A 17,532-nucleotide genomic window follows, 5' to 3' on the forward strand; every position below is an offset into this window, starting at 1 on the left:
GGACGCCACCCATGTCCGAAGTCCGCATCGGCAAGCACCTGCTCGGCCCGGCGCGGCCGCCGTTCGTGATCGCGGAGATGTCCGGCAACCACAACGGCGACCTGGACCGCGCGCTGGCCATCGTGGACGCGATCGCCGACTCCGGCGCGCACGCGGTGAAACTGCAGACCTACCGTCCGGACACGATCACCGTCGACGTCGACGGCCCGGCGTTCCGGATCGGTGACGGGCATTCCCTGTGGGGCGGGGAAAATCTGTACAAACTGTACGAAAAGGCGCACACCCCTTGGGAATGGCACGAGCCGATCTTCGCCCGCGCCCGCGAACGCGGCCTGGAAGTGTTCTCCAGCCCGTTCGACCCGACCGCGGTGGAACTGCTGGAATCGCTGGACGCGCCCGCGTACAAGATCGCCTCGTCGGAGATCGTCGACCTGCCGCTGATCGAACTGTGCGCGCGCACCGGCAAACCGCTGGTGATTTCGACCGGGATGGCGAACGTCGCGGAGATCGACGCGGCCGTGCGCACCGCTCGTTCGGCTGGCAATGACCAGCTGATCGTGCTCGGCTGCACGGCGAGCTACCCCGCGTCGCCGACGGAAAGCAATCTGCGCGGGTTGCCGTTGCTCGCCGGGCTCACCGGGACGCTGGTCGGATTGTCGGACCACACGCCGGGGCTCGGCGCACCGGTCGCCGCGGTCGCGTTGGGCGCGGTGGCGATCGAGAAGCACGTGACGCTCGCGCGCAGCGACGGCGGGGTCGACTCGGAGTTTTCGCTGGAGCCAGCGGAATTGGCCGCGTTGGTGACGGAGACCCACCGGGCGTGGGAAGCGCTCGGTTCGCCGGTGCTGGGCCCGCGCGAGAGCGAGAAGGAAGGGCTGCGGCTGCGGCGTTCGCTGTACGTGGTGGAGGACGTTCGGGCCGGGGATCCGGTGACGGCGCAGAATGTTCGCTCGATCCGTCCTGCTGGCGGGCTCGCTCCGGCGGAGATCGTGAACGTGCTGGGGCGGACGTTCCGGGTGGACGCGGTCAAGGGCACCGCATTGACTTGGGATTTAATCTAGGCTCGTTCGTATGGCAGGCGAGAAGTCCCGCAAGGCGTTGCTGGCCACGCTCGGAGTGCTTGGCGCGATCCCGGTAGCTTCCGGGCTGAACGGCATCCTCGGCGGCCCGGAACGCGCTCCGGGCGGTGCCGCGACGACGCCCAGCGTGGACAGCGAGTACCGGTTCGTGAACACGTTCTGGACGGCGGCCGGGTTCGCGCTGTGGTGGTCGATCCGCCGCCCGGAGAAGCGCGCGGCGACTACGCGGCTTGTGCTGGGGACGGCTGCCGCGGGAGGTTTGCCGCGACTTCTGTCGGCGCGGCGGGCTGGGGTGCCGCATCCGGTGTTCCAGGCCGCGACGGTGTTGGAGCTGGCTGTGTTGCCGGGGGTGTTGTTGTGGCACGCGAAGGTGATTCGGGACGGTCGGCGCGCGGAAAGCTCGAACGCTGAGCTGGCGGCCGCGCCGGACCGGAGCTAGGCCGCTTCGGCGTTGGGCTGAACGTCACCTGCCTAAACCGGGTACTGACCCGGAATCGGAGTCAGGCGGCGGGGGCCATCGCGACCTAGCGTGAACCCTGCTGCCCTGCGCTTACTGTCTCCGCAGGGCAAATATTTCGGCCTCTGGCCTTCTGATCCGTAGTCAGCTGCCGAAAAACCCGCGCACCCCGTCGATCACCCGGTCCACGTCGGCGTCACTCAGCGACGGGAACAACGGCAGCGAAAGCTCCTGCTCGTAATACGCCTCAGCATTCGGACACAACCCCCGCCGATAGCCGAGGTCCTCGAACACCGGATGCCAGTAAGCCGGGATGTAGTTCACCTGCACCCCGATTCCCAGCCCCCGCAAGTGGTCGAACAGCGCGCGCCGACGGCCGTCCAATACCCGGAGCGGGTACAGATGCCACACCGGATCCGCGCCCTCGCGGCGAGGCGGCGTCAGAACCCCCTCGACATCCGCGAGCGCCGCGTTGTACCGCGCGTGGATCTCAGCGCGCCGCAGCTTGAACTCCGTCAGCCGCGTGAGTTGGCTGCTTCCCAAGGCGCACAGGACATCCGGCAGCCGGTAGTTCAGGCCGAACTCGTGCACTTCCTGGTGCCACGCGCCTTCGTCGGGATACCTCTGGCGCGATTTGTCCCGGACCAAGCCGTGGTTGCGGAACGCTTGCGCGCGCTGCAGCAACTCCTCGGACCCGGTGACGACCGCGCCACCCTCAGCGGTGGTCAGGTTTTTGGTGGGGAAGAAGGAAAACGTGGTCAGGTCGGCAAGAGAGCCGACCGGTCGACCCTGCCAGGAACCGCCGACGGAGTGTGCGGCGTCTTCCAGCAACAGAGCGTCGGCGTCGTGCGCGACCTTCGCCAGGGCGTCCAGTTCGGCGGGGTGTCCGGCGTAGTCGACGGCGGCCACCACCTTGGTGCGGCTGGTGATCGCGGCCGCGGCGGCGTCGACGGACAGGTTGCCGGTGTCCGGCTCGACGTCCGCGAACACGACTTTCGCGCCGTGCAAAGCCGCAGTCGCCGCGGTGGCGACGAAGGTCATCGGCGAAGCCACGACCTCGTCACCCGCACCGATTCCGGCTGCGGCGTACGCGACGTGCAAGGCCGCGGTACCGGACGTGACGGCCACGGCGGGCGTGCCGCCAGTGTGTTCCGCTAGGTCAGCTTCGAACTTCGCGACTGCGGGACCCGTCGTGAGCCAGTCGCCGCGCAGGACCGAGACGACAGCCTCGATGTCTTCTTCGCTGACGGACTGGCGCCCGTACGGGAGAAACTCAGGCATATTGCTCGACCAGTTCGCGGAGTTCGTCGGCCTCGAGCCAGAGGTCGTTGGTGTCCGAGCGGTACGCGAAGCCTTCGGGCACCTGCTCCCCCGCGGTGGGCGATTCGTAGCCCCAGCCGGCGAGGTGCGGCTGCACGACGTAGCGGTCGGTCAGCCGGAGAGTCCGCCGCGCGTCGTCGGGGGCGATCATCTCCTCGTGCAGCTTCTCGCCCGGCCGCACGCCGACCTCGTGCATCGGCGAACCCGGCGCGATCGCCTGCGCGAGGTCGACCAGCCGCATGCTCGGGATCCGCGGCACGTACAGCTCGCCGCCGGACATCTGGTCGAACGAGTCCACCACGAACTGCACGGCCTGCGGGAGCGTGATCCAGAACCGGGTCATCTCCTTGTGCGTGATGGGCAGCGACTCGCCCTGCTCGGCGAGCTTGCGGAAGAACGGGATGACGCTGCCGCGCGAGCCCATGACGTTGCCGTAGCGCACCACGGAGAACCGCGTCGGGTGCGCGGCCGCGTAGTGGTTGCCGCTGATGAACATCCGGTCCGCGCACAGCTTCGTCGCGCCGTAGAGGTTGATCGGGCTGGACGCCTTGTCGGTCGACAGCGCGACGACCTTCTTCACGCCGGTGTCGATCGCCGCTTCGATCACGTTCTGCGAGCCCGTGACGTTCGTCTGGACGAACTCGAACGGGTTGTACTCGCCGGTGTCGACCTGCTTGAGCGCCGCGGCGTGCACCACGTAGTCGACGCCGTGCATGGCGCGTTCGAGGCGGCGGCGGTCGCGCACGTCGCCGATGAACCAGCGCAGCCGCGGGTCGTCGTTGAACAGTTGCCGGGCCTCGTACTGCTTCAGCTCGTCGCGGGAAAGCACCACGAGCCGGCTGGGGTTGAGCTCGGCCAGCGCATAGGCGATGAACGCCTTGCCGAAGGAGCCGGTCCCGCCGGTGAGCAGGATGCTGGAGCCATCCAGCTCGGACATCGATGACCTCCGCGATTGGGGTTCGTGGATCGGCGCGGGGCGCCGCAGGCCATCATGTCACCCATGCGTGCAGGCCCCGGCGTCAACGCCGTGATACAGGCCCGGTCGTCGTCCACCCGGCTGCCGGGGAAGGTGCTGCGGCCGCTCGCCGGGCGGAGTGTGCTGGGCTGGGTCGTCCGTGCCGCGGCGGCCGCTCCTGGCGTTGCCCAGGTAGTGGTCGCGACCTCGGACGATGTGTCCGACGACGCGGTCGCCGCCGAAGCGGAGCGGTGCGGCGCGCACGTCGTCCGGGGGCCGCTGGACGACGTCGTGGCCCGGTTCGGGCTCGCGTTGTCGCAGCATCCGGCGGACGCAGTGATCCGTCTCACGGCGGACTGCCCGCTGCTCGATCCGGCCCTGATCGGCCGGCTGGTCGCGGTGTGGCGGGCCGAACCGTCGCTGGACTACGTCTCGACCACGCTCGTCCGCACCCTGCCGCGCGGCTTCGACGCGGAGCTGGTGCGCGCCTCGGTGCTGGCCGAGCAGGTGGCGACCGCGACCGGGGCGGACCGCGAGCACGTGACGTCGGCGATCTACCGGCAGCCCGACCGGTACTCCTGCACCGGTGTCGTGGTCAGCCCGGCGGCCGACGACCTCCGCGTCACTTTGGACACGGCGGAGGACTGGGAGCTGATCTCGGCTCTCGTGGCCGAGCTGGGCGACGCGCCGGGCTCGTGGCGTTCAGTGGTGTCGCTGCTGAGGTCGCGGCCGGACTTGGTGGCGTTGAACGCGCACGTCGAGCAGAAGAAGGTCGGCCAGTGAAGCTGCTGCTCCGGGCGGACGCTTCGCCGACCGTCGGGGCCGGGCACATCTCCCGGGCGGTCGCCTACGCCGAGCGCGCGGTCGCGCGGGGCTGGGACGTGCACTTCGCCGGCTCCACGGCCAACGCGGAGTGGCTGGCCGCCCGCTTCGACGAGCTGTCGGTACCGCGGTTGCCGGTTTCTCCCTTGGCTGACCTGGTTTCCGGCTTCGACGCGGTGCTCGTGGACCACTACGGGATCGGCGACGTCCGCGCCGAGGTCAACGCCGCTGGGGCTCGTCTAGTGTCCATTGAGGACGATGTGTTCGGCCGCCGCCGGGCGGATGTGGTGGTGGATTCGGGCTTCGCGCCGGGTCCGCGGCCCGAGGACGGTTCGGGCTTGCTGCTGCGGGGGGTGGAGTACACGCCGCTTCGAGACGTCGTGCTGCGCGCGCGTTCTCGGCGGAGCACTTCGTCGCCGTTGCGGGTGACGGTGGTTTTGGGCGGCGGTGCCGAGTGGGCTTCGACGGTTTCGCTGCTGCTCCAGGCGCTTGCCGACACGGGATTGCCGTTCGTGGCAGACGCTTTGGTCCGCGGCACGCCGACCTTGCCGTCCACTGTGGATGGCCAGGCAATTCGGGTCGCCGCGCCGCACGCCGGGTTGCTGGACCTGCTCGCCGGGACGGATGTCGCGATCAGCGCGTCCGGGGTGACGTTCCTGGAGCTGTGCTGCCTCGGGGTGCCGACGGCCGCGGTGCGACTGGTGGACAACCAGGCAGCCGGGTACCAGGCGGCGCTGGAACGAGGTCTGGCGTGCGGCTTGGGTTCGGCGGATACCTTGGGCGAGCGGCTGCCGGAGGCGACGGAGACGCTGCGACAGCTGTTGTCGGACGCTTCGCTGCGGTCACGGCTCGCGGCGGCTGGCCGGTCTGCTGTGGACGGTCGGGGAGTGGACCGGGTGCTGGACGTTCTGGCCGGGTTCTGACCGAGGACCGGATCTGTCCTCAATTCCCCATAGCTTTCTCCCCATGACCGAGACCCCGTTCCGGATCCACATCCCGCAATCTGACCTCGACGACCTCGCCCGTCGCCTCGCCGACACCCGCTGGCCCGACCCCTTCGCCGACCCAGCCTGGGACCTCGGCATCCCCGTCGACGCCGTCCAGGACCTCGTCGAGTGCTGGCGGCTCGGGTTCGACTGGCGGGCGCAGGAAGAACGCATCAACGGCTTCCCCCAGTTCACCACCACCATCGACGGCGCCAACGTCCACTTCCTGCACCTCAAATCCCCCGAACCGGACGCCGTCCCGCTCCTTCTCGCGCACGGCTGGCCAGGCTCGATCGTCGAATTCCTCGACCTCATCGGCCCCCTCGCCGACCCTCGCTCGTACGGCGGCGACCCGGCCGTCGCGTTTCACGTCGTCGTTCCGTCCGTACCCGGGTTCGCCTTCTCCGGGCCGACCCCCGACCGCGGCTGGGGACCGGCGCGGACGGCGCGTGCTTGGGCCGAGTTGATGACGCGCCTCGGGTACGAAAGGTTCGGCACGCACGGCGGCGACTGGGGTGCGTTGATCTCCCGCGAACTCGGCCTCCAGTTCCCCGACCGGATCATCGGCGCGCACGTGACGATGCTGCCGTCCGCGGTGGCGCGCGACGAGTCCGACCTCGACGGGCTCAGCGGGGCGGAGCTGGCGAAAGGGCAGCGGTCGCTGGAGAAAGCGCGGGCCTTCCAGCAGACGGGCATCGGCTACGCGATCATCCAGTCCACCAAGCCGCAAACGCTTGCGTACGGGCTCACCGACTCCCCGGCCGGGCAATTGGCCTGGATCGCCGAGAAGTTCCGTGCCTTTTCGAACACCGACCACGACCTGATCGACCGCGACGATCTGCTAGCCAACGTCTCGATCTACTGGTTCACCCGCACCGCCGCGTCGTCCTCGCGGATCTACGCCGACCAGGACGTCCAGTGGGGCGCGGCGCTGCCGTCGTCGACCGTGCCGACTGCGGTCGCGGTGTTCCCGGACGACATCGGCCTTCCGCTGCGATCCCTGGCCGAGCGCACCGACCGGATCGCGCGGTGGACGGAATTCCCGCGCGGCGGGCACTTTCCGGCGCTCGAAGAACCCGACCTGCTGATCGGAGATCTTCGAGCGTTCTTCTCCGCAGAGAACCAGGGATGAGGTAGAAGCGGCTCCGTCGTAGGACGTGCGGAGTGGGGAGGGGCGGTCAGCGTGCAAGCTGCTGGTCGGCTGGCTGAATTTCTGAACTGGACGGGAAGCGTGGCCGGCGAACTGTCCTGGGCCGAGGTCGAGGAGGCGATGGGGTTTGCCTTTCCCGAAGACTTCAAAGCCGTGGCCGCCACGTTCCCGACCGGTGCTTTCGGCGGGCGCATCTACTTCATCTCGCCGATCCAGAGCGCTGAGTCCCTGGGGATGTTCAAGGATCGGCTGGAGATTACGATTTCGTCCTTCCACGAAGGCAGAGAGGTGCTCCCGGACTACTTTCCACACCGGTTCCACCCGGAGTACCCCGGTCTTATTCCGTGGGCGGTGGACGACGAGCACGCGTACTTCTGGAATGCCGTCAGCCCGGCTGAACCCGACGGGAAGATCTTCTTCTTGGAGAACACGGGTCCAGACTGGGGTGCTTACGAAGGAAGTATCGAAGACTTCCTCATCGATATCCTCTCCGGCTCCTTCACGCACCCGGGACTTTACTCGAACCTCAACGAAAAACCGCGAATGTACGACGAGTACTGATGAGAAGAGACGGTCCGTCACCATCACCAAGGCGATGATGACGGACCGCAGTCGCCCCTAGAGGTACTGCCCAGTCCCAGTAATCCCGTGCCCGTGCCCCTCACCCGGCTGCCCAACAGACCCGGACGAGCCAGCAGGCAGCCCACGCCGCATCTGCTCCAGTTGCACCCGCGCGGCCATCTGCTGCGCGAACAGCGCCGTCTGGATGCCGTGGAACAGCCCCTCCAGCCAGCCGACCAGCTGGGCCTGCGCGATCCGCAGTTCGGCGTCCGAAGGGGTCTCGTCCTCGGTGAACGGCCGCACGAGCCGTTCCAGTTCCTCGCGCAGTTCGGGCGCCAGGGCCTGCTCCAGTTCGCGCACCGACGTCTGGTGGATCTCGCGGACGCGGTTGCGGCTGGCGTCGTCCAGCGGCGCGGCGCGGACCTCTTCCAGCAGCTGTTTGATCATGGTGCCGATGCGCATCACCTTGGCCGGTTCCTCGACCAGGTCCCCGACGGTCTCGTTGTCCTCGCCGTCGGGGGCGATCTGCGCGGTGCCGACCGGGACCCCGTCCGGTCCGACGACCACCACGTGCGGCGCGTCCGTTCCGTCCCCGGTCGCGCCCGTTCCCCCGAAGTTCGGCTCGCTCATGTGCTCCATCCCCGTCGCTGTTGGCGGTCCTGACCCGAGCCTAGCGGCCGTTCGGGCAGTTCTGCCCAACCCCGCGGCAACCGCGAAACCGCACGTCCGTACGGTGTCCCCATGGCGTTCGACGTCGCTCGTATCCGTGGGCTGTTCCCCGCGCTTGGCGACGGCTGGATTCACTTCGACGGCGCCGCCGGAATGCTCGTGCCCGAACAGGTCGCTTCGGCCGTTTCGACGGCGATGCGGGCGCCGGTGTCCGGGCCGGGCGGAGCCTTTCCGGCCTCCCAGCGGGCGGAAAGCATCGTCACCGCGGCCCGCCGGGCCGTGGCCGATCTGGTCGGGGCGGACCCGGCTACCGTCGTGCTCGGACCGAGCGCGCCGGTACTGCTGCGCAGGCTCGTGGACGCGCTCGCCGAACGCTGGACGATCGGCGACGAGGTCGTCGTCTCCCGGCTCGACGAAGAGGCCAACATCGCGCCCTGGCGGCGTGCCGCGAAACGCGTCGGCGCGGTCGTGCGCTGGAGCGAGATCGACATCGAGACCTGCGAACTGCCCGCGTGGCAGTACGAGAACCTCGTGTCCGCGCGGACGAAAGCGGTGTCGGTGACGCTGGCGTCCGGGTCCGTCGGGACCCGGCCGGACGTGCCGACGGTGATCGAATTCGCCAAGCGCGTCGGCGCGCTCGTGGTGGTCGACGCGACCTACGCCGCCCCGTTCGTGCCCCTTGACCTGCAAGAACTCGGCGCCGACGTCATGGTCGTCTCCGCTCCCTCGTGGGGCGGGCCGGCGGTCGGCGCGCTCGTGTTCCGCGATCCGGAGCTGCTGGAGCGCATCTCGTCGGTGTCGCTCGACCCGGCCGCCACCGGTCCCGCGCGGCTCGAACTCGGCCCGCACGCGTACCCGTTGCTGGCCGGTCTCATCGCCTCGATCGACTACCTCGCCGGCCTGGACGACGCCGCGACCGGCTCCCGTCGCGAACGCTTGGTGACGTCGCTCGGCTCGGCCAAGTCGTACCACGCGGGCCTGCTCGCGCAGCTGTCCACGGAACTGCGCTCGCTGCGGCACATCATGGTGATCGGCGACGCGATGCGCCGGATCCCCGCGCTCGCCTTCGCCGTGGCCGGGGCGAAATCGTCCCAGGTCGCCGAATACCTGGCGTCGCAAGGCCTGTGCGCCTTCGCCGACGACGGCACCAGCGGCGTTTTCGCGTCGCTGGGCGTCGGCGAGGTCGGCGGAGCGGTGCGGATCGGGCTCGCGCACTACTCCAACGTGTTCGAGATCAACCAGCTGGTGCGGGTGCTCGAAGAACTCCGCTGACCCTCGTGCGCGCTAATCCCGGTGAGAACCGCGATAAACACGCACGAGACCCGCGTCAAGACTTCGCGGCCAGCAGGACCTTCCCGAAGATGGCGCCCTCCTCGAGCAGCCGATGCGCGGACGCGGCCTCGGCCATCGGCACCACGTCGCCGACGATCGGCTGCACCGAACCCTGTTCCACCAAGGGCCACAACCGATTCCGGACATCCGCGACGATCGCCGCTTTCTGGTCCAGCGGACGCGACCGCAGCCCGGCCGCGTAGACACTCGCGCGTTTTCCGAGCAGCTTGCCGATGTTCAGCTCGCCCTTGATCCCGCCCTGCATGCCGATGACGACCAGGCGGCCGTCGGCGGCGAGCGCGTCGACGTTGCGGTCCAGGTATTTCGCGCCCATGTTGTCGAGGATGACGTCGGCGCCCTTCGTCTCGGCGCGCAGCACCTCGACGAAATCCTGTTCCTTGTAGTTGATCGTGAGGTCGGCGCCGAGCTGGCGGCAGCGTTCGAGCCGCTCGGGCGAACCCGCGGTGACCGCGACGGTCGCGCCGAGTGCCTTGCCCACCTGGATCGCGTGCGTGCCGATGCCGCCCGCGCCGCCGTGCACCAGCAGCACCTGGCCCTCGCCGAGACCCGCGTGCATCACGACGTTCGCCCACACCGTGCAGGCCACCTCGGGCAGCCCGGCCGCGGAGACCGTCTCGACCTCGGCGGGCACCGGCAGCAGCTGCCCGGCCGGGACCGCGACGCGCTCGGCGTACCCGCCGCCGGCGAGCAGCGCGCACACCTCGTCGCCGATCTGCCAGCCCTCGACACCTTCGCCGAGCTCGGCGATCGTGCCGGAGCATTCCAGCCCGAGGATGTCGCTCGCCCCGGGCGGCGGCGGATAGTTGCCTTGCCGCTGCAGCAGGTCGGCTCGGTTGACCGCGCTGGCCGTGACGTCCAGCAGGACCTCGCCGGGACCGGGTTCCGGATCGGGGACCTCGGTCCATTCGAGCACGTCAGGGGCACCGGGTTCGCGGATAGTGATCGCGTGCATGCGCCCGACTGTATCCCGGGTCAGCCGAGATCGTTGGTGCTGAAGGTGTTGCAGCGTGCGGGCTGGCCGGTCTGGTAGCCGGTGGTGAACCACTTCTCGCGCTGCGCCGACGTGCCGTGCGAGAAGCTCGACTTGTCGACGTGGCCGTTGCCGAGGTTCTTCTGGATGTAGTCGTCGCCGATCCGGGACGCGGTGTCCAGCGCGCGCGAGATGTCGTCCTTCGTGACGTCCTGGACCAGCGGTTTCCCGGAGCTGGTCGGGGTCGTGCTGGCGTGGTTGGCCCAGACGCCGGCGTAGCAGTCGGCCTGCAGTTCCAGCCGGACCGAGCCGGACGTCGGCCCGGTGCCGGTGCCGCGTTTGGACGTGCCGGTGAGGTTCTGCACGTGGTGGCCGTATTCGTGGGCCAGCACGTACGCCTCGGTGAACAGCCCGCCCTGCGCGCCGAAGCGGGTCTTCAGCTCGTTGAAGAACGACAGGTCGATGTACACGTAGGAGTCGGCCGGGCAGTAGAACGGGCCGGTGTCCGACGTCGCGCCGCCGCAGCCGGTGCGCACGCCGCCGGTGAAGAAGCGCGTGGTCGCCTTGCGGTAGGTCTGGCCGGAACGGGAGAACTCCTGCGTCCAGTAGTCCTGGATGGAGTTGACGATCGCGACGATCGAGCAGTCGTGGTCCCGGTTCGCGTCGGCGCCGGTTTTGCACTTCTTCGCGAGCGTGCCGGAGTCCAGCTGCTGCCCGGACTGGACGTCGCCGAGCCCGACCCCGCCCACCGCGGGCGACGTGCCGGTGCTGGGACCGCCGCCGAACTGGGAGAACAGGAAGTAGATGACCAGGCCGACGATGCCGAGCCCGCCGCCGCCGATGGCCACCCGGCCGCCGATGCCGCCGCCTCCGCCGCTGCCGCGCATGTCCTGGATCTCGGAGGAGTCCAGATCCGCGTTGTCGTCGAATCGCACGCGGAAAGGGTAGCCGCAAAGCCGGGAACGAGGCTGGGTGCGGCCCCTGCGCTGGGGGCCGCACCCAGGTACTACCGAGGTTTCGTTGACAGCGGTTGGCCACCGGCGGGCAGGCGTCCGGCGCTGCCTTCGCGGTGCCGAGGCCGCGAAGTGAAGCAGCGGCATACCGACGCCGGGTGCGCGTGGCCGATGCCGGAGCGCACGGGGTGCTCGTGCTGTTCGCAATCGCGACCGAACCGGAACGGGGCCGTGCCGATCGCGGGGTCACAGCGGGCGGTCAACCGCGGGAACTACCTGCCATGCCACCACCTGGCCTTTCCCGGTGGGAAACGGGGTCCGGCGTGCCCTTCGGCGCGCTCTGCGGATCCTCGTCGTCCCTCCGCTGCCCCCGAGGATGCGCTTCTTCGCGCCGAGTCTCAACCTTTTCGTAACCCTCCATTGGGGGAAGTTCGCCCGGAAATTTCACGCCGGGCCGAAACTGCGGGGGCAAAACCGGCCTTCTACGCTTCCGGACATGAGCGATGACCAGGACGTGCGCTGGCTCGACCCGGCCGAACAGCACGCCTGGCGGGCCTACATCGTCGCGTCGCTGCGGCTGCGCCAGCGGCTGCACCGCGAACTGACCGAAAGCCACGGCATCTCGCTGGCCGATTACGAGGTCCTGGTCTGCCTCAACCTGGCTCCGGACCGGTGCACGCGGATGACGGAGCTGGCCGCGCAGCTGGGCTCGACGAAGAGCAGGCTGTCGCACCAGATCGGCAAACTGGAGGTGGCCGGGCTGGTCGCGCGCCGCCCGGACCCGGAAGACAAACGAGGCGTGCTGACCGAACTGACCGACGCCGGCCAGCGCGTACTGAACGAAGCCGCGCCGACGCACGTGCGCGGCGCCCGCGAGCACCTGATCGACCTGCTGACGCCCGCCGAGCAGACCGCGGTGGGCATGGCGTTCACCAGGGTCCTCGAACACCTGGACGACGTCGAAGGACGGCGCGATACCCTGACCTAGAAGGAAGCGTGGCAGAGCGGCCGAATGCAGACGCCTTGAAAGCGAGCGTGGAGAAATCCGCCTCGACCGAGAGCCCCACCCGAAGAAATTTGAGCCTCTGACCAGCTAGAACGCCGGTTAGAAGATCAAGTTGCAGTACGTCGGGGAGCGAGCACAGCGCTTCCAACACGCTCGCCTGGTGCCACTACGAGACCAGGTTGGTGAGCATGAGGCACGACTACAAGTACGCACCCGGCGAGTGGGGAACGCTCGGGCGCGAGTGGCGCCGTTCCCTCGAGGCGGACAACAAATCAGACAACACGGTGAGGATCTACCTTGGCGTGTTGTGGCAGTTGGGCACTTGGGCGATGGCCCTCGACGAGCCGTACGAGCCGACGGAAATCCCTACGTCCGCGCTCCGCGACTACGTGAAGAAAGTCCTCGACGCGACGAGCCCCGGCAACGCGCACAACCAGTTCCGAACGATGCGTACCTTCTTCAATTGGTTGGTGACCGAAGAAGAAATTGATCGGTCGCCCATGGCCACGATGAAGGCGCCGCACTACGAACCGCCGGATGTCCCGATCCTGTATCAGGACATGATGGGCGCGCTTTTGGAAACGTGCCCCGGGCGCGACTTCGTTGACCGGCGCGACAACGCCATCTTGCGGTGCCTGTGGGCCACCGCCGGGCGGCGCCGAGAGGTCTCTGTGCTCAACCTCGACGATGTCGACCAGGATTACGACGAGCTGAAAGTGTTCGGCAAGGGGCGCCGCTTCCGCACGATCCCGTACGGCGCGAAAACCGGCCAAGCCATCGCCCGATACCTGCGCGTGCGGAATCGACACCCGCAGGCCGCTCTACCGGCGTTGTGGCTCGGCGCGACGGGGCAGGGCGGGCTCACGCCCGAAGGTGTCCGAGCGATCGTTGCTCGGCGAGCCAAGGAGGCCGGCATAGGGCACGTGCACCCGCACATGTTCCGCCACGCTTACGCGCACTACTGGCAGCTAGAGGGCGGCAACGAGAACGACCTCATGAGGATCATGGGGTGGAAGTCGCGCGAGATGCTCGGCCGGTACGGGTCGAGCGCGGCAAGCGAACGTGCCCACAAGTCGGCCCGTGAGATGGCCATCGGCGACCGGGTCTAGTCGGTGCCACGCGGTGCGCTGTGCTGGTGTCATGGAGCCCGAGGGGATGACACCGGCGCAGCGCACCACGCGCGCGAAGATCGCTGCTCACACTTCGTGGGCGAATACCTCGGATCGTTCGGCGCGCACCGCTCCGGCTCGACGTGCCGCTCGTGATCGATTCGAGAAGCAGGTCGACCCCGAGGGGGTGCTGCCGCCGCGCGAGCGGGCGCTCAGGGCCGAGTCGGCGCGCCGCGCCTACTTCTCGGCGCTCGCGCTCCGCAGTGCTCGCGCTCGTCGGAAGCCGCAGTGACCGCGGCTAGTTTGCGCTGGTCACCGAAGTTTGGCGGTAGCGGCGGGATTCGAACCCGCGGAGGGCAGAACCCTCGCATGTTTTCAAGACATGTTCCTTCGGCCGCTCGGACACGCTACCGAGTACGAGGGTAGCCGATCCTCTATCGCCGGTGAGCAGCCGCCGAGTTGGCTACGGGGCCGTAGCATGTCGCTACGTGGCTACCGAAGCAGACGGGCAAGAGCTGACACGTTGGAAGATCCACGGCGAGCGGCTCGTCGACGACACACGTCGCGATCGGGTGAGTATCGCCTCGGTTGAACTGCCCGACGGCGTGACCTTTGAGCAGTGGGTTTTCCGCATTCGCAAGGCCGCGATGATGGCCGTCCTTGACGATCAAGACCGGGTGCTCATGCTGTGGCGGCACCGGTTCATCATCGATCGGTGGGTCTGGGAGCTGCCCGGCGGCTACGTCAATCCGGACGAAGATCCTGCGGTGACTGCGGCGCGTGAGGTCGAGGAAGAGACGGGCTGGCGGCCCCTCGACGTCGAACCGCTCGGCTCGTTGCAGCCCATCGTCGGCAGTGCCGACGCTGAGAACTTGCTGTACGTGGCTCGGAGGTCTGAGTACATCGGCGAGCCGGAGGACATCAACGAGGCCGAGCGGGTCGCATGGATTCCTCTCGACACGGTCCGAGACCGGATCACCAAAGGCGAGATTGTCGGTGCGGCATCGCAGGTCGCGCTACTGCACGTCCTCGCCTTCTACCGCTGAGCCCTACGCCGGAGTGGGAACGCCTACGGCCTTCATCTGTGCGTAGACGGCCCCGACCCGGCGGTCGGTCTGGTACGGAGCGAGACGCCGACCGACGTCGGCGAGATAGGCACCACCTCTGATCGACCGAACGTTCTCGCTCATCCGCACTGCCTTCGTCGCCTCGGCGCACGCTTCGTCGACGCGCCCTTGATCAGCCAGGATCGACGAGAGAAGTGCCGTGTTGAACAACCGACCGCGGTCGTACCCGTCGCTCATGGTGAGCGACCGACGGGCGAACTGCTCAGCTTCCGCGAGGTGGCCGAGGTCGCGGAAGGTGTGGGCGAACTTGGCCGACAAGTAGGCGTTGTCGAAGTAGCTCAGCCAAGCCGGCCCGGAGCCAGGCACGAACCGCTCGAAAGCTCGTTCGGCCTCACCGAGCGCCGCGAAGCACGCCCCGGTGTTGCCCTTGAGCGCCTGGCCGTGAGCTTCCAAGACGGCCGCCTCGGCTTGCAGCGCGACCAGGCCGGAACGCTTCGCCGTTCGCCTGGACGCGAGCGCCATGTCGACCGCGACGTCTCGGGACCGGTTGAACGCCGCGTGGTGCGACATGGCGGCGAGCATCTCGGCCTCGAGCGCATCGTCGCCGGCGTCCTGCGACAGCTTCAACGCGTCGCGCAAGTGCCGTTGCCCGTCCGCTGCGTTACCGACGTCGTAAGCGCTCCACCCCGCGACCTGGTGTAGCTCAGCGGCGGCGGCGAACAGTTCGTTTCGAGCGGCTGTCGTCCTGCTGGTGTCGTTCAGCATCGGCGTCACGCTCGAGGTCAAGTAGCTGGTGATCGTGGTCGTCCCGCGGCTGTGTCCGCCACCGAACCGGTTGTCGAGCTGGCGGAACGTCTCCGTCATTTGACGGACGATCTCGGCGTCGGTGCTTCGGGACTTCGTCGATCCGGACGCGGTCGCCGGGGTCGAGCCGAGCAGGGACGCGCCAATCGCCGTGACGCCTACGCTTGCGGTCTTGAAGAACTGTCGCCGTTGCACGTCATCGAGGCTAACCGCGACTGTGGGCTCGGCCGATTCTTCGGAGGTATGGGAAACGTTGAACCAGAGCAGCGAGCGCGGCACGTGTAGAGCCGCGGCCCAACGCTCGAGCTTGTGCAGATCGCTCGGAGGTCGGGCGTCGGGAGCCTCGAGGCGGCTCACCTGCGCTTGCGTGAGGTCGAGCCACAGGCCGAGAGCGGCCTGTGAGATGCGGGGCTTGTGTTCTTGGCGGTAGGCCGCGAAGAACCAGCCGAAGTGACGCGCCTTGAGCGCGGTGCGGATGCTGTCCGCTTCCCAGAACGGTTCAGGCTGGGGCTGTGCAACGTGGGAGATCAGCCGGCGCGTGCAGGAGCCGCAGTAGTCACTTACGCGGTCGCGAGCCAGTCGTGCGCCGCACGCTTCACACGTTCGCGCTGCTCTCCGCACTGTGGTCACCCCTCGTCCACTGTTCACCGCGCAGTGTATGCGACCCACCACGCTATGTCATGAATTCCATGCGGGGTATGTATGGAATCCGGCGTTAAGACGCTGTACCTGCCGGATCTCATGCGCGCTTGTCGTTTTCCCCGGGCGGTCTCCGGCGGACGCTCAATGCATGTACGAGGTAGCTCACGGTAACAACGCCACGTCGCACTACGTCGCGACCCCCGTTGAGTGGGTCGCAGCGTGAGCGCCGGCGAGGTTGTCGTGCGAGCGGTTGTCGGGGCTGTGGCTGGCGCTGCGGTGGCTGCTGCCGTGGTCCCGTACTTGCGCCAGGTTCGTCGAGACCGTGCTCGCTTTCTGGACGAGCAGGAGTCGGCTAAACCTCGTAACGGCCGGAAACCGGGCGGCATGTCCGGCGACCCTCTCGAGTTCGTGGCGGATGCGGGGAGTGAGCCCCCCGGCCCTCCGTATCCGCCACGTTCCAACGCTGCGGCTCGGCGGAAGGTTGCCTTCACTGGTGAGGTTTTCGCTCATGCCGGAGCGCAGATACCCGAACGCGATCGTGTGATCGTTTGGCATCATCTCACCTATGAGAGCCGACCTATTCGGGTTGCGTATTGGTGGGCGACAAGTTTCGGGAAATTCTTTACTCTAGGTGTTCTTTTTTTCGTAGCGTCGATTGTTGTCGTGCTTGGCGAATATTCGCCTGTCTTTCTGATTGCAACGCTGTTGGCTGGTGCGGTGCTTATCGGACTTCCCGCAGTCAAGCTGCACCGCATCGCGTGGCAGGCCCTAAATCTGGCGGCTGGCGTATATGCGGTCGCGCTCAAGGGGGTAGAAGATGCGGACGAGTAACGATGCTATTGATGCACTGGTCTCTCGTGGTTTTCGGGCGATACCCCTTGCTGGATCACCGAGTCAGCCAGAGAGCGTGTTGTTTACGCTTGGCTGGGACGAGCCATACATGGACGAGGTTCTCGTTCGAGATGAACAGGACGCTACGGCGTGCCGTCACCGGCTTGAGAATGGAATCGACTTCTCCGACCGTAAGCATGTCGTCTGGTTTAAAGACGGATCGGTCCTGGAAGTGGTCGACGAAATCCTACATCGCCTGCCGCATCCGTCTAACCCTAATGCGCCAAGGCTTGTGATACCGACGCCGGGAAATCTGTGGATTCCGCCGAGTGCGCGAATAGAAGTTCGTTCGTAGTTCTCGGCAAATTACTAGCTGCGAGGTTCTTATGCCTTTCGTGACTATCGTCGGTTCTGTTGTCACGCTTGCACTTGCGGTGCTCGTCGGGGTTTTCCTGCGTTGCTATGTTTTCTCGTCGAGTACAGGACGACATGCGCTCGATGTCGCCGACAGTGACCGTTACATCGTTGTTGAGTATGCCGATGTTGAGGAAATCGTCTACGCGCCTGTGGGTGGAGAGATTGTCGACCAATGCGGTATCGGCTTAGGTGAAGATGACGACTTCCATGTCAATTCTGTTGGTGCTCGGCCTTATCTAAAATACTACTGGCGAACGTCGGGGCGTCACCTCATCGACCAAACCGCCGAGTTCGCGGTTTTCGCGTGGGCGGAACAAGACGGCGAGTACCAAAGCGTGAGCGGAAAACTCGAGTTGGTCGCATGACACGCACGCGGTGCGG

18 protein-coding genes and 1 tRNA gene are annotated in these 17,532 nt (G+C 67.5%); 12 read left to right on the top strand and 7 right to left on the bottom strand.

Annotated features, from left to right (window positions below; all coding sequences use genetic code 11):
• The first annotated feature begins 11 nt into the window (after positions 1 to 11).
• Both pseI and ACFORO_RS22820 read left to right on the top strand, forming a co-directional pair.
• Entirely contained in the window at positions 12 to 1,061 is a 1,050-nt protein-coding gene (gene pseI / locus ACFORO_RS22815; RefSeq protein ID WP_370932554.1) for a pseudaminic acid synthase, read from the top strand.
• Positions 1,062 to 1,071: 10 nt separating this feature from the next.
• The gene (locus tag ACFORO_RS22820; RefSeq protein WP_377872975.1) at positions 1,072 to 1,518 is read left to right on the top strand and encodes a DUF4345 domain-containing protein; all 447 of its coding nucleotides are present in this window, start codon (positions 1,072 to 1,074) and stop codon (positions 1,516 to 1,518) included.
• 162 nt (positions 1,519 to 1,680) lie between these two features.
• On the opposite strand, the gene ACFORO_RS22825 is transcribed toward ACFORO_RS22820, so the two are convergent.
• Together ACFORO_RS22825 and pseB are read right to left on the bottom strand one after the other, a co-directional pair.
• Positions 1,681 to 2,817 (bottom strand): DegT/DnrJ/EryC1/StrS family aminotransferase, encoded by a 1,137-nt coding sequence (locus ACFORO_RS22825; protein ID WP_377872974.1) that lies wholly within the window; start codon positions 2,815 to 2,817, stop codon positions 1,681 to 1,683.
• Complete coding sequence (gene pseB, locus ACFORO_RS22830; RefSeq protein WP_182893700.1) at positions 2,810 to 3,793, bottom strand: UDP-N-acetylglucosamine 4,6-dehydratase (inverting); 984 nt, start codon at positions 3,791 to 3,793, stop codon at positions 2,810 to 2,812. Before pseB ends, ACFORO_RS22825 begins: the two co-directional genes overlap by 8 nt.
• A 63-nt stretch (positions 3,794 to 3,856) precedes the next feature.
• Here pseB and ACFORO_RS22835 point away from each other — a divergent pair, with 63 nt between their 5' ends.
• The 4 genes from ACFORO_RS22835 (at position 3,857) to ACFORO_RS22850 (ending at position 7,330) form a co-directional block, all read left to right on the top strand.
• Positions 3,857 to 4,594, top strand: a complete 738-nt coding sequence (locus ACFORO_RS22835; RefSeq protein ID WP_377872973.1) for a cytidylyltransferase domain-containing protein — start codon at positions 3,857 to 3,859, stop codon at positions 4,592 to 4,594.
• Complete coding sequence (locus tag ACFORO_RS22840; protein ID WP_377872972.1) at positions 4,591 to 5,556, top strand: spore coat protein; 966 nt, start codon at positions 4,591 to 4,593, stop codon at positions 5,554 to 5,556. Before ACFORO_RS22835 ends, ACFORO_RS22840 begins: the two co-directional genes overlap by 4 nt.
• A 43-nt stretch (positions 5,557 to 5,599) precedes the next feature.
• Positions 5,600 to 6,751: an epoxide hydrolase family protein gene (locus ACFORO_RS22845; RefSeq protein ID WP_377872971.1), complete on the top strand. Its 1,152-nt coding sequence runs from the start codon at positions 5,600 to 5,602 to the stop codon at positions 6,749 to 6,751.
• A gap of 99 nt (positions 6,752 to 6,850) precedes the next feature.
• Positions 6,851 to 7,330, top strand: coding sequence for an SMI1/KNR4 family protein (locus tag ACFORO_RS22850; protein ID WP_377872970.1), 480 nt, complete (start codon positions 6,851 to 6,853; stop codon positions 7,328 to 7,330).
• Positions 7,331 to 7,387: 57 nt separating this feature from the next.
• Here the strand turns inward: ACFORO_RS22850 and ACFORO_RS22855 are convergent, their stop codons facing one another.
• Positions 7,388 to 7,969 (bottom strand): bacterial proteasome activator family protein, encoded by a 582-nt coding sequence (locus ACFORO_RS22855; RefSeq protein WP_354743488.1) that lies wholly within the window; start codon positions 7,967 to 7,969, stop codon positions 7,388 to 7,390.
• Between the two features lie 102 nt (positions 7,970 to 8,071).
• Here ACFORO_RS22855 and ACFORO_RS22860 point away from each other — a divergent pair, with 102 nt between their 5' ends.
• Positions 8,072 to 9,271 carry a cysteine desulfurase-like protein gene (locus tag ACFORO_RS22860; protein WP_354743486.1) on the top strand — a complete coding sequence of 400 codons (1,200 nt, stop codon included), beginning with the start codon at positions 8,072 to 8,074 and terminating at the stop codon, positions 9,269 to 9,271.
• Positions 9,272 to 9,326: 55 nt separating this feature from the next.
• On the opposite strand, the gene ACFORO_RS22865 is transcribed toward ACFORO_RS22860, so the two are convergent.
• Together ACFORO_RS22865 and ypfJ are read right to left on the bottom strand one after the other, a co-directional pair.
• Positions 9,327 to 10,304, bottom strand: a complete 978-nt coding sequence (locus tag ACFORO_RS22865) for an NAD(P)H-quinone oxidoreductase (RefSeq protein WP_377872969.1) — start codon at positions 10,302 to 10,304, stop codon at positions 9,327 to 9,329.
• A 20-nt stretch (positions 10,305 to 10,324) separates the two neighbouring features.
• Positions 10,325 to 11,257 carry a KPN_02809 family neutral zinc metallopeptidase gene (ypfJ, locus tag ACFORO_RS22870; RefSeq protein WP_377872968.1) on the bottom strand — a complete coding sequence of 311 codons (933 nt, stop codon included), beginning with the start codon at positions 11,255 to 11,257 and terminating at the stop codon, positions 10,325 to 10,327.
• 514 nt (positions 11,258 to 11,771) lie between these two features.
• Here ypfJ and ACFORO_RS22875 point away from each other — a divergent pair.
• Positions 11,772 to 12,263 (top strand): MarR family winged helix-turn-helix transcriptional regulator, encoded by a 492-nt coding sequence (locus tag ACFORO_RS22875; RefSeq protein WP_377872967.1) that lies wholly within the window; start codon positions 11,772 to 11,774, stop codon positions 12,261 to 12,263.
• Positions 12,264 to 12,469: 206 nt separating this feature from the next.
• Positions 12,470 to 13,390 (top strand): tyrosine-type recombinase/integrase, encoded by a 921-nt coding sequence (locus ACFORO_RS22880; protein WP_377872966.1) that lies wholly within the window; start codon positions 12,470 to 12,472, stop codon positions 13,388 to 13,390.
• A 323-nt stretch (positions 13,391 to 13,713) separates the two neighbouring features.
• On the opposite strand, the gene ACFORO_RS22885 is transcribed toward ACFORO_RS22880, so the two are convergent.
• Positions 13,714 to 13,802: transfer RNA gene (locus ACFORO_RS22885), tRNA-Ser, on the bottom strand.
• A 76-nt stretch (positions 13,803 to 13,878) separates the two neighbouring features.
• Here ACFORO_RS22885 and ACFORO_RS22890 point away from each other — a divergent pair.
• Positions 13,879 to 14,436 (top strand): NUDIX hydrolase, encoded by a 558-nt coding sequence (locus ACFORO_RS22890; RefSeq protein WP_377872965.1) that lies wholly within the window; start codon positions 13,879 to 13,881, stop codon positions 14,434 to 14,436.
• Between the two features lie 3 nt (positions 14,437 to 14,439).
• Here the strand turns inward: ACFORO_RS22890 and ACFORO_RS22895 are convergent, their stop codons facing one another.
• Positions 14,440 to 15,456, bottom strand: coding sequence for an XRE family transcriptional regulator (locus ACFORO_RS22895; RefSeq protein WP_377872964.1), 1,017 nt, complete (start codon positions 15,454 to 15,456; stop codon positions 14,440 to 14,442).
• A 666-nt stretch (positions 15,457 to 16,122) separates the two neighbouring features.
• On the opposite strand from ACFORO_RS22895, the gene ACFORO_RS22900 reads away from it, so the two are divergent.
• Complete coding sequence (locus ACFORO_RS22900; protein WP_377872963.1) at positions 16,123 to 16,734, top strand: hypothetical protein; 612 nt, start codon at positions 16,123 to 16,125, stop codon at positions 16,732 to 16,734.
• 395 nt (positions 16,735 to 17,129) lie between these two features.
• Positions 17,130 to 17,516: a hypothetical protein gene (locus ACFORO_RS22905; protein WP_377872962.1), complete on the top strand. Its 387-nt coding sequence runs from the start codon at positions 17,130 to 17,132 to the stop codon at positions 17,514 to 17,516.
• Positions 17,517 to 17,532 lie beyond the last annotated feature (16 nt).

The sequence above is a fragment of the Amycolatopsis halotolerans genome (assembly GCF_042647905.1).
In the GTDB taxonomy this organism is placed as follows: domain Bacteria; phylum Actinomycetota; class Actinomycetes; order Mycobacteriales; family Pseudonocardiaceae; genus Amycolatopsis; species Amycolatopsis halotolerans.

Excerpts from the sequence above, each read along its gene's own strand:
- ACFORO_RS22875 (WP_377872967.1), top strand. The coding sequence starts at position 11,772 with ATGAGCGATGACCAGGACGTGCGCTGGCTCGACCCGGCCGAACAGCAC.
- pseB (WP_182893700.1), bottom strand. The coding sequence starts at position 3,793 with ATGTCCGAGCTGGATGGCTCCAGCATCCTGCTCACCGGCGGGACCGGC.
- ACFORO_RS22845 (WP_377872971.1), top strand. The coding sequence starts at position 5,600 with ATGACCGAGACCCCGTTCCGGATCCACATCCCGCAATCTGACCTCGAC.
- ACFORO_RS22820 (WP_377872975.1), top strand. The coding sequence starts at position 1,072 with ATGGCAGGCGAGAAGTCCCGCAAGGCGTTGCTGGCCACGCTCGGAGTG.
- pseI (WP_370932554.1), top strand. The coding sequence starts at position 12 with ATGTCCGAAGTCCGCATCGGCAAGCACCTGCTCGGCCCGGCGCGGCCG.
- ACFORO_RS22835 (WP_377872973.1), top strand. The coding sequence starts at position 3,857 with ATGCGTGCAGGCCCCGGCGTCAACGCCGTGATACAGGCCCGGTCGTCG.
- ACFORO_RS22880 (WP_377872966.1), top strand. The coding sequence starts at position 12,470 with ATGAGGCACGACTACAAGTACGCACCCGGCGAGTGGGGAACGCTCGGG.
- ACFORO_RS22825 (WP_377872974.1), bottom strand. The coding sequence starts at position 2,817 with ATGCCTGAGTTTCTCCCGTACGGGCGCCAGTCCGTCAGCGAAGAAGAC.
- ACFORO_RS22865 (WP_377872969.1), bottom strand. The coding sequence starts at position 10,304 with ATGCACGCGATCACTATCCGCGAACCCGGTGCCCCTGACGTGCTCGAA.
- ACFORO_RS22860 (WP_354743486.1), top strand. The coding sequence starts at position 8,072 with ATGGCGTTCGACGTCGCTCGTATCCGTGGGCTGTTCCCCGCGCTTGGC.
- ACFORO_RS22855 (WP_354743488.1), bottom strand. The coding sequence starts at position 7,969 with ATGGAGCACATGAGCGAGCCGAACTTCGGGGGAACGGGCGCGACCGGG.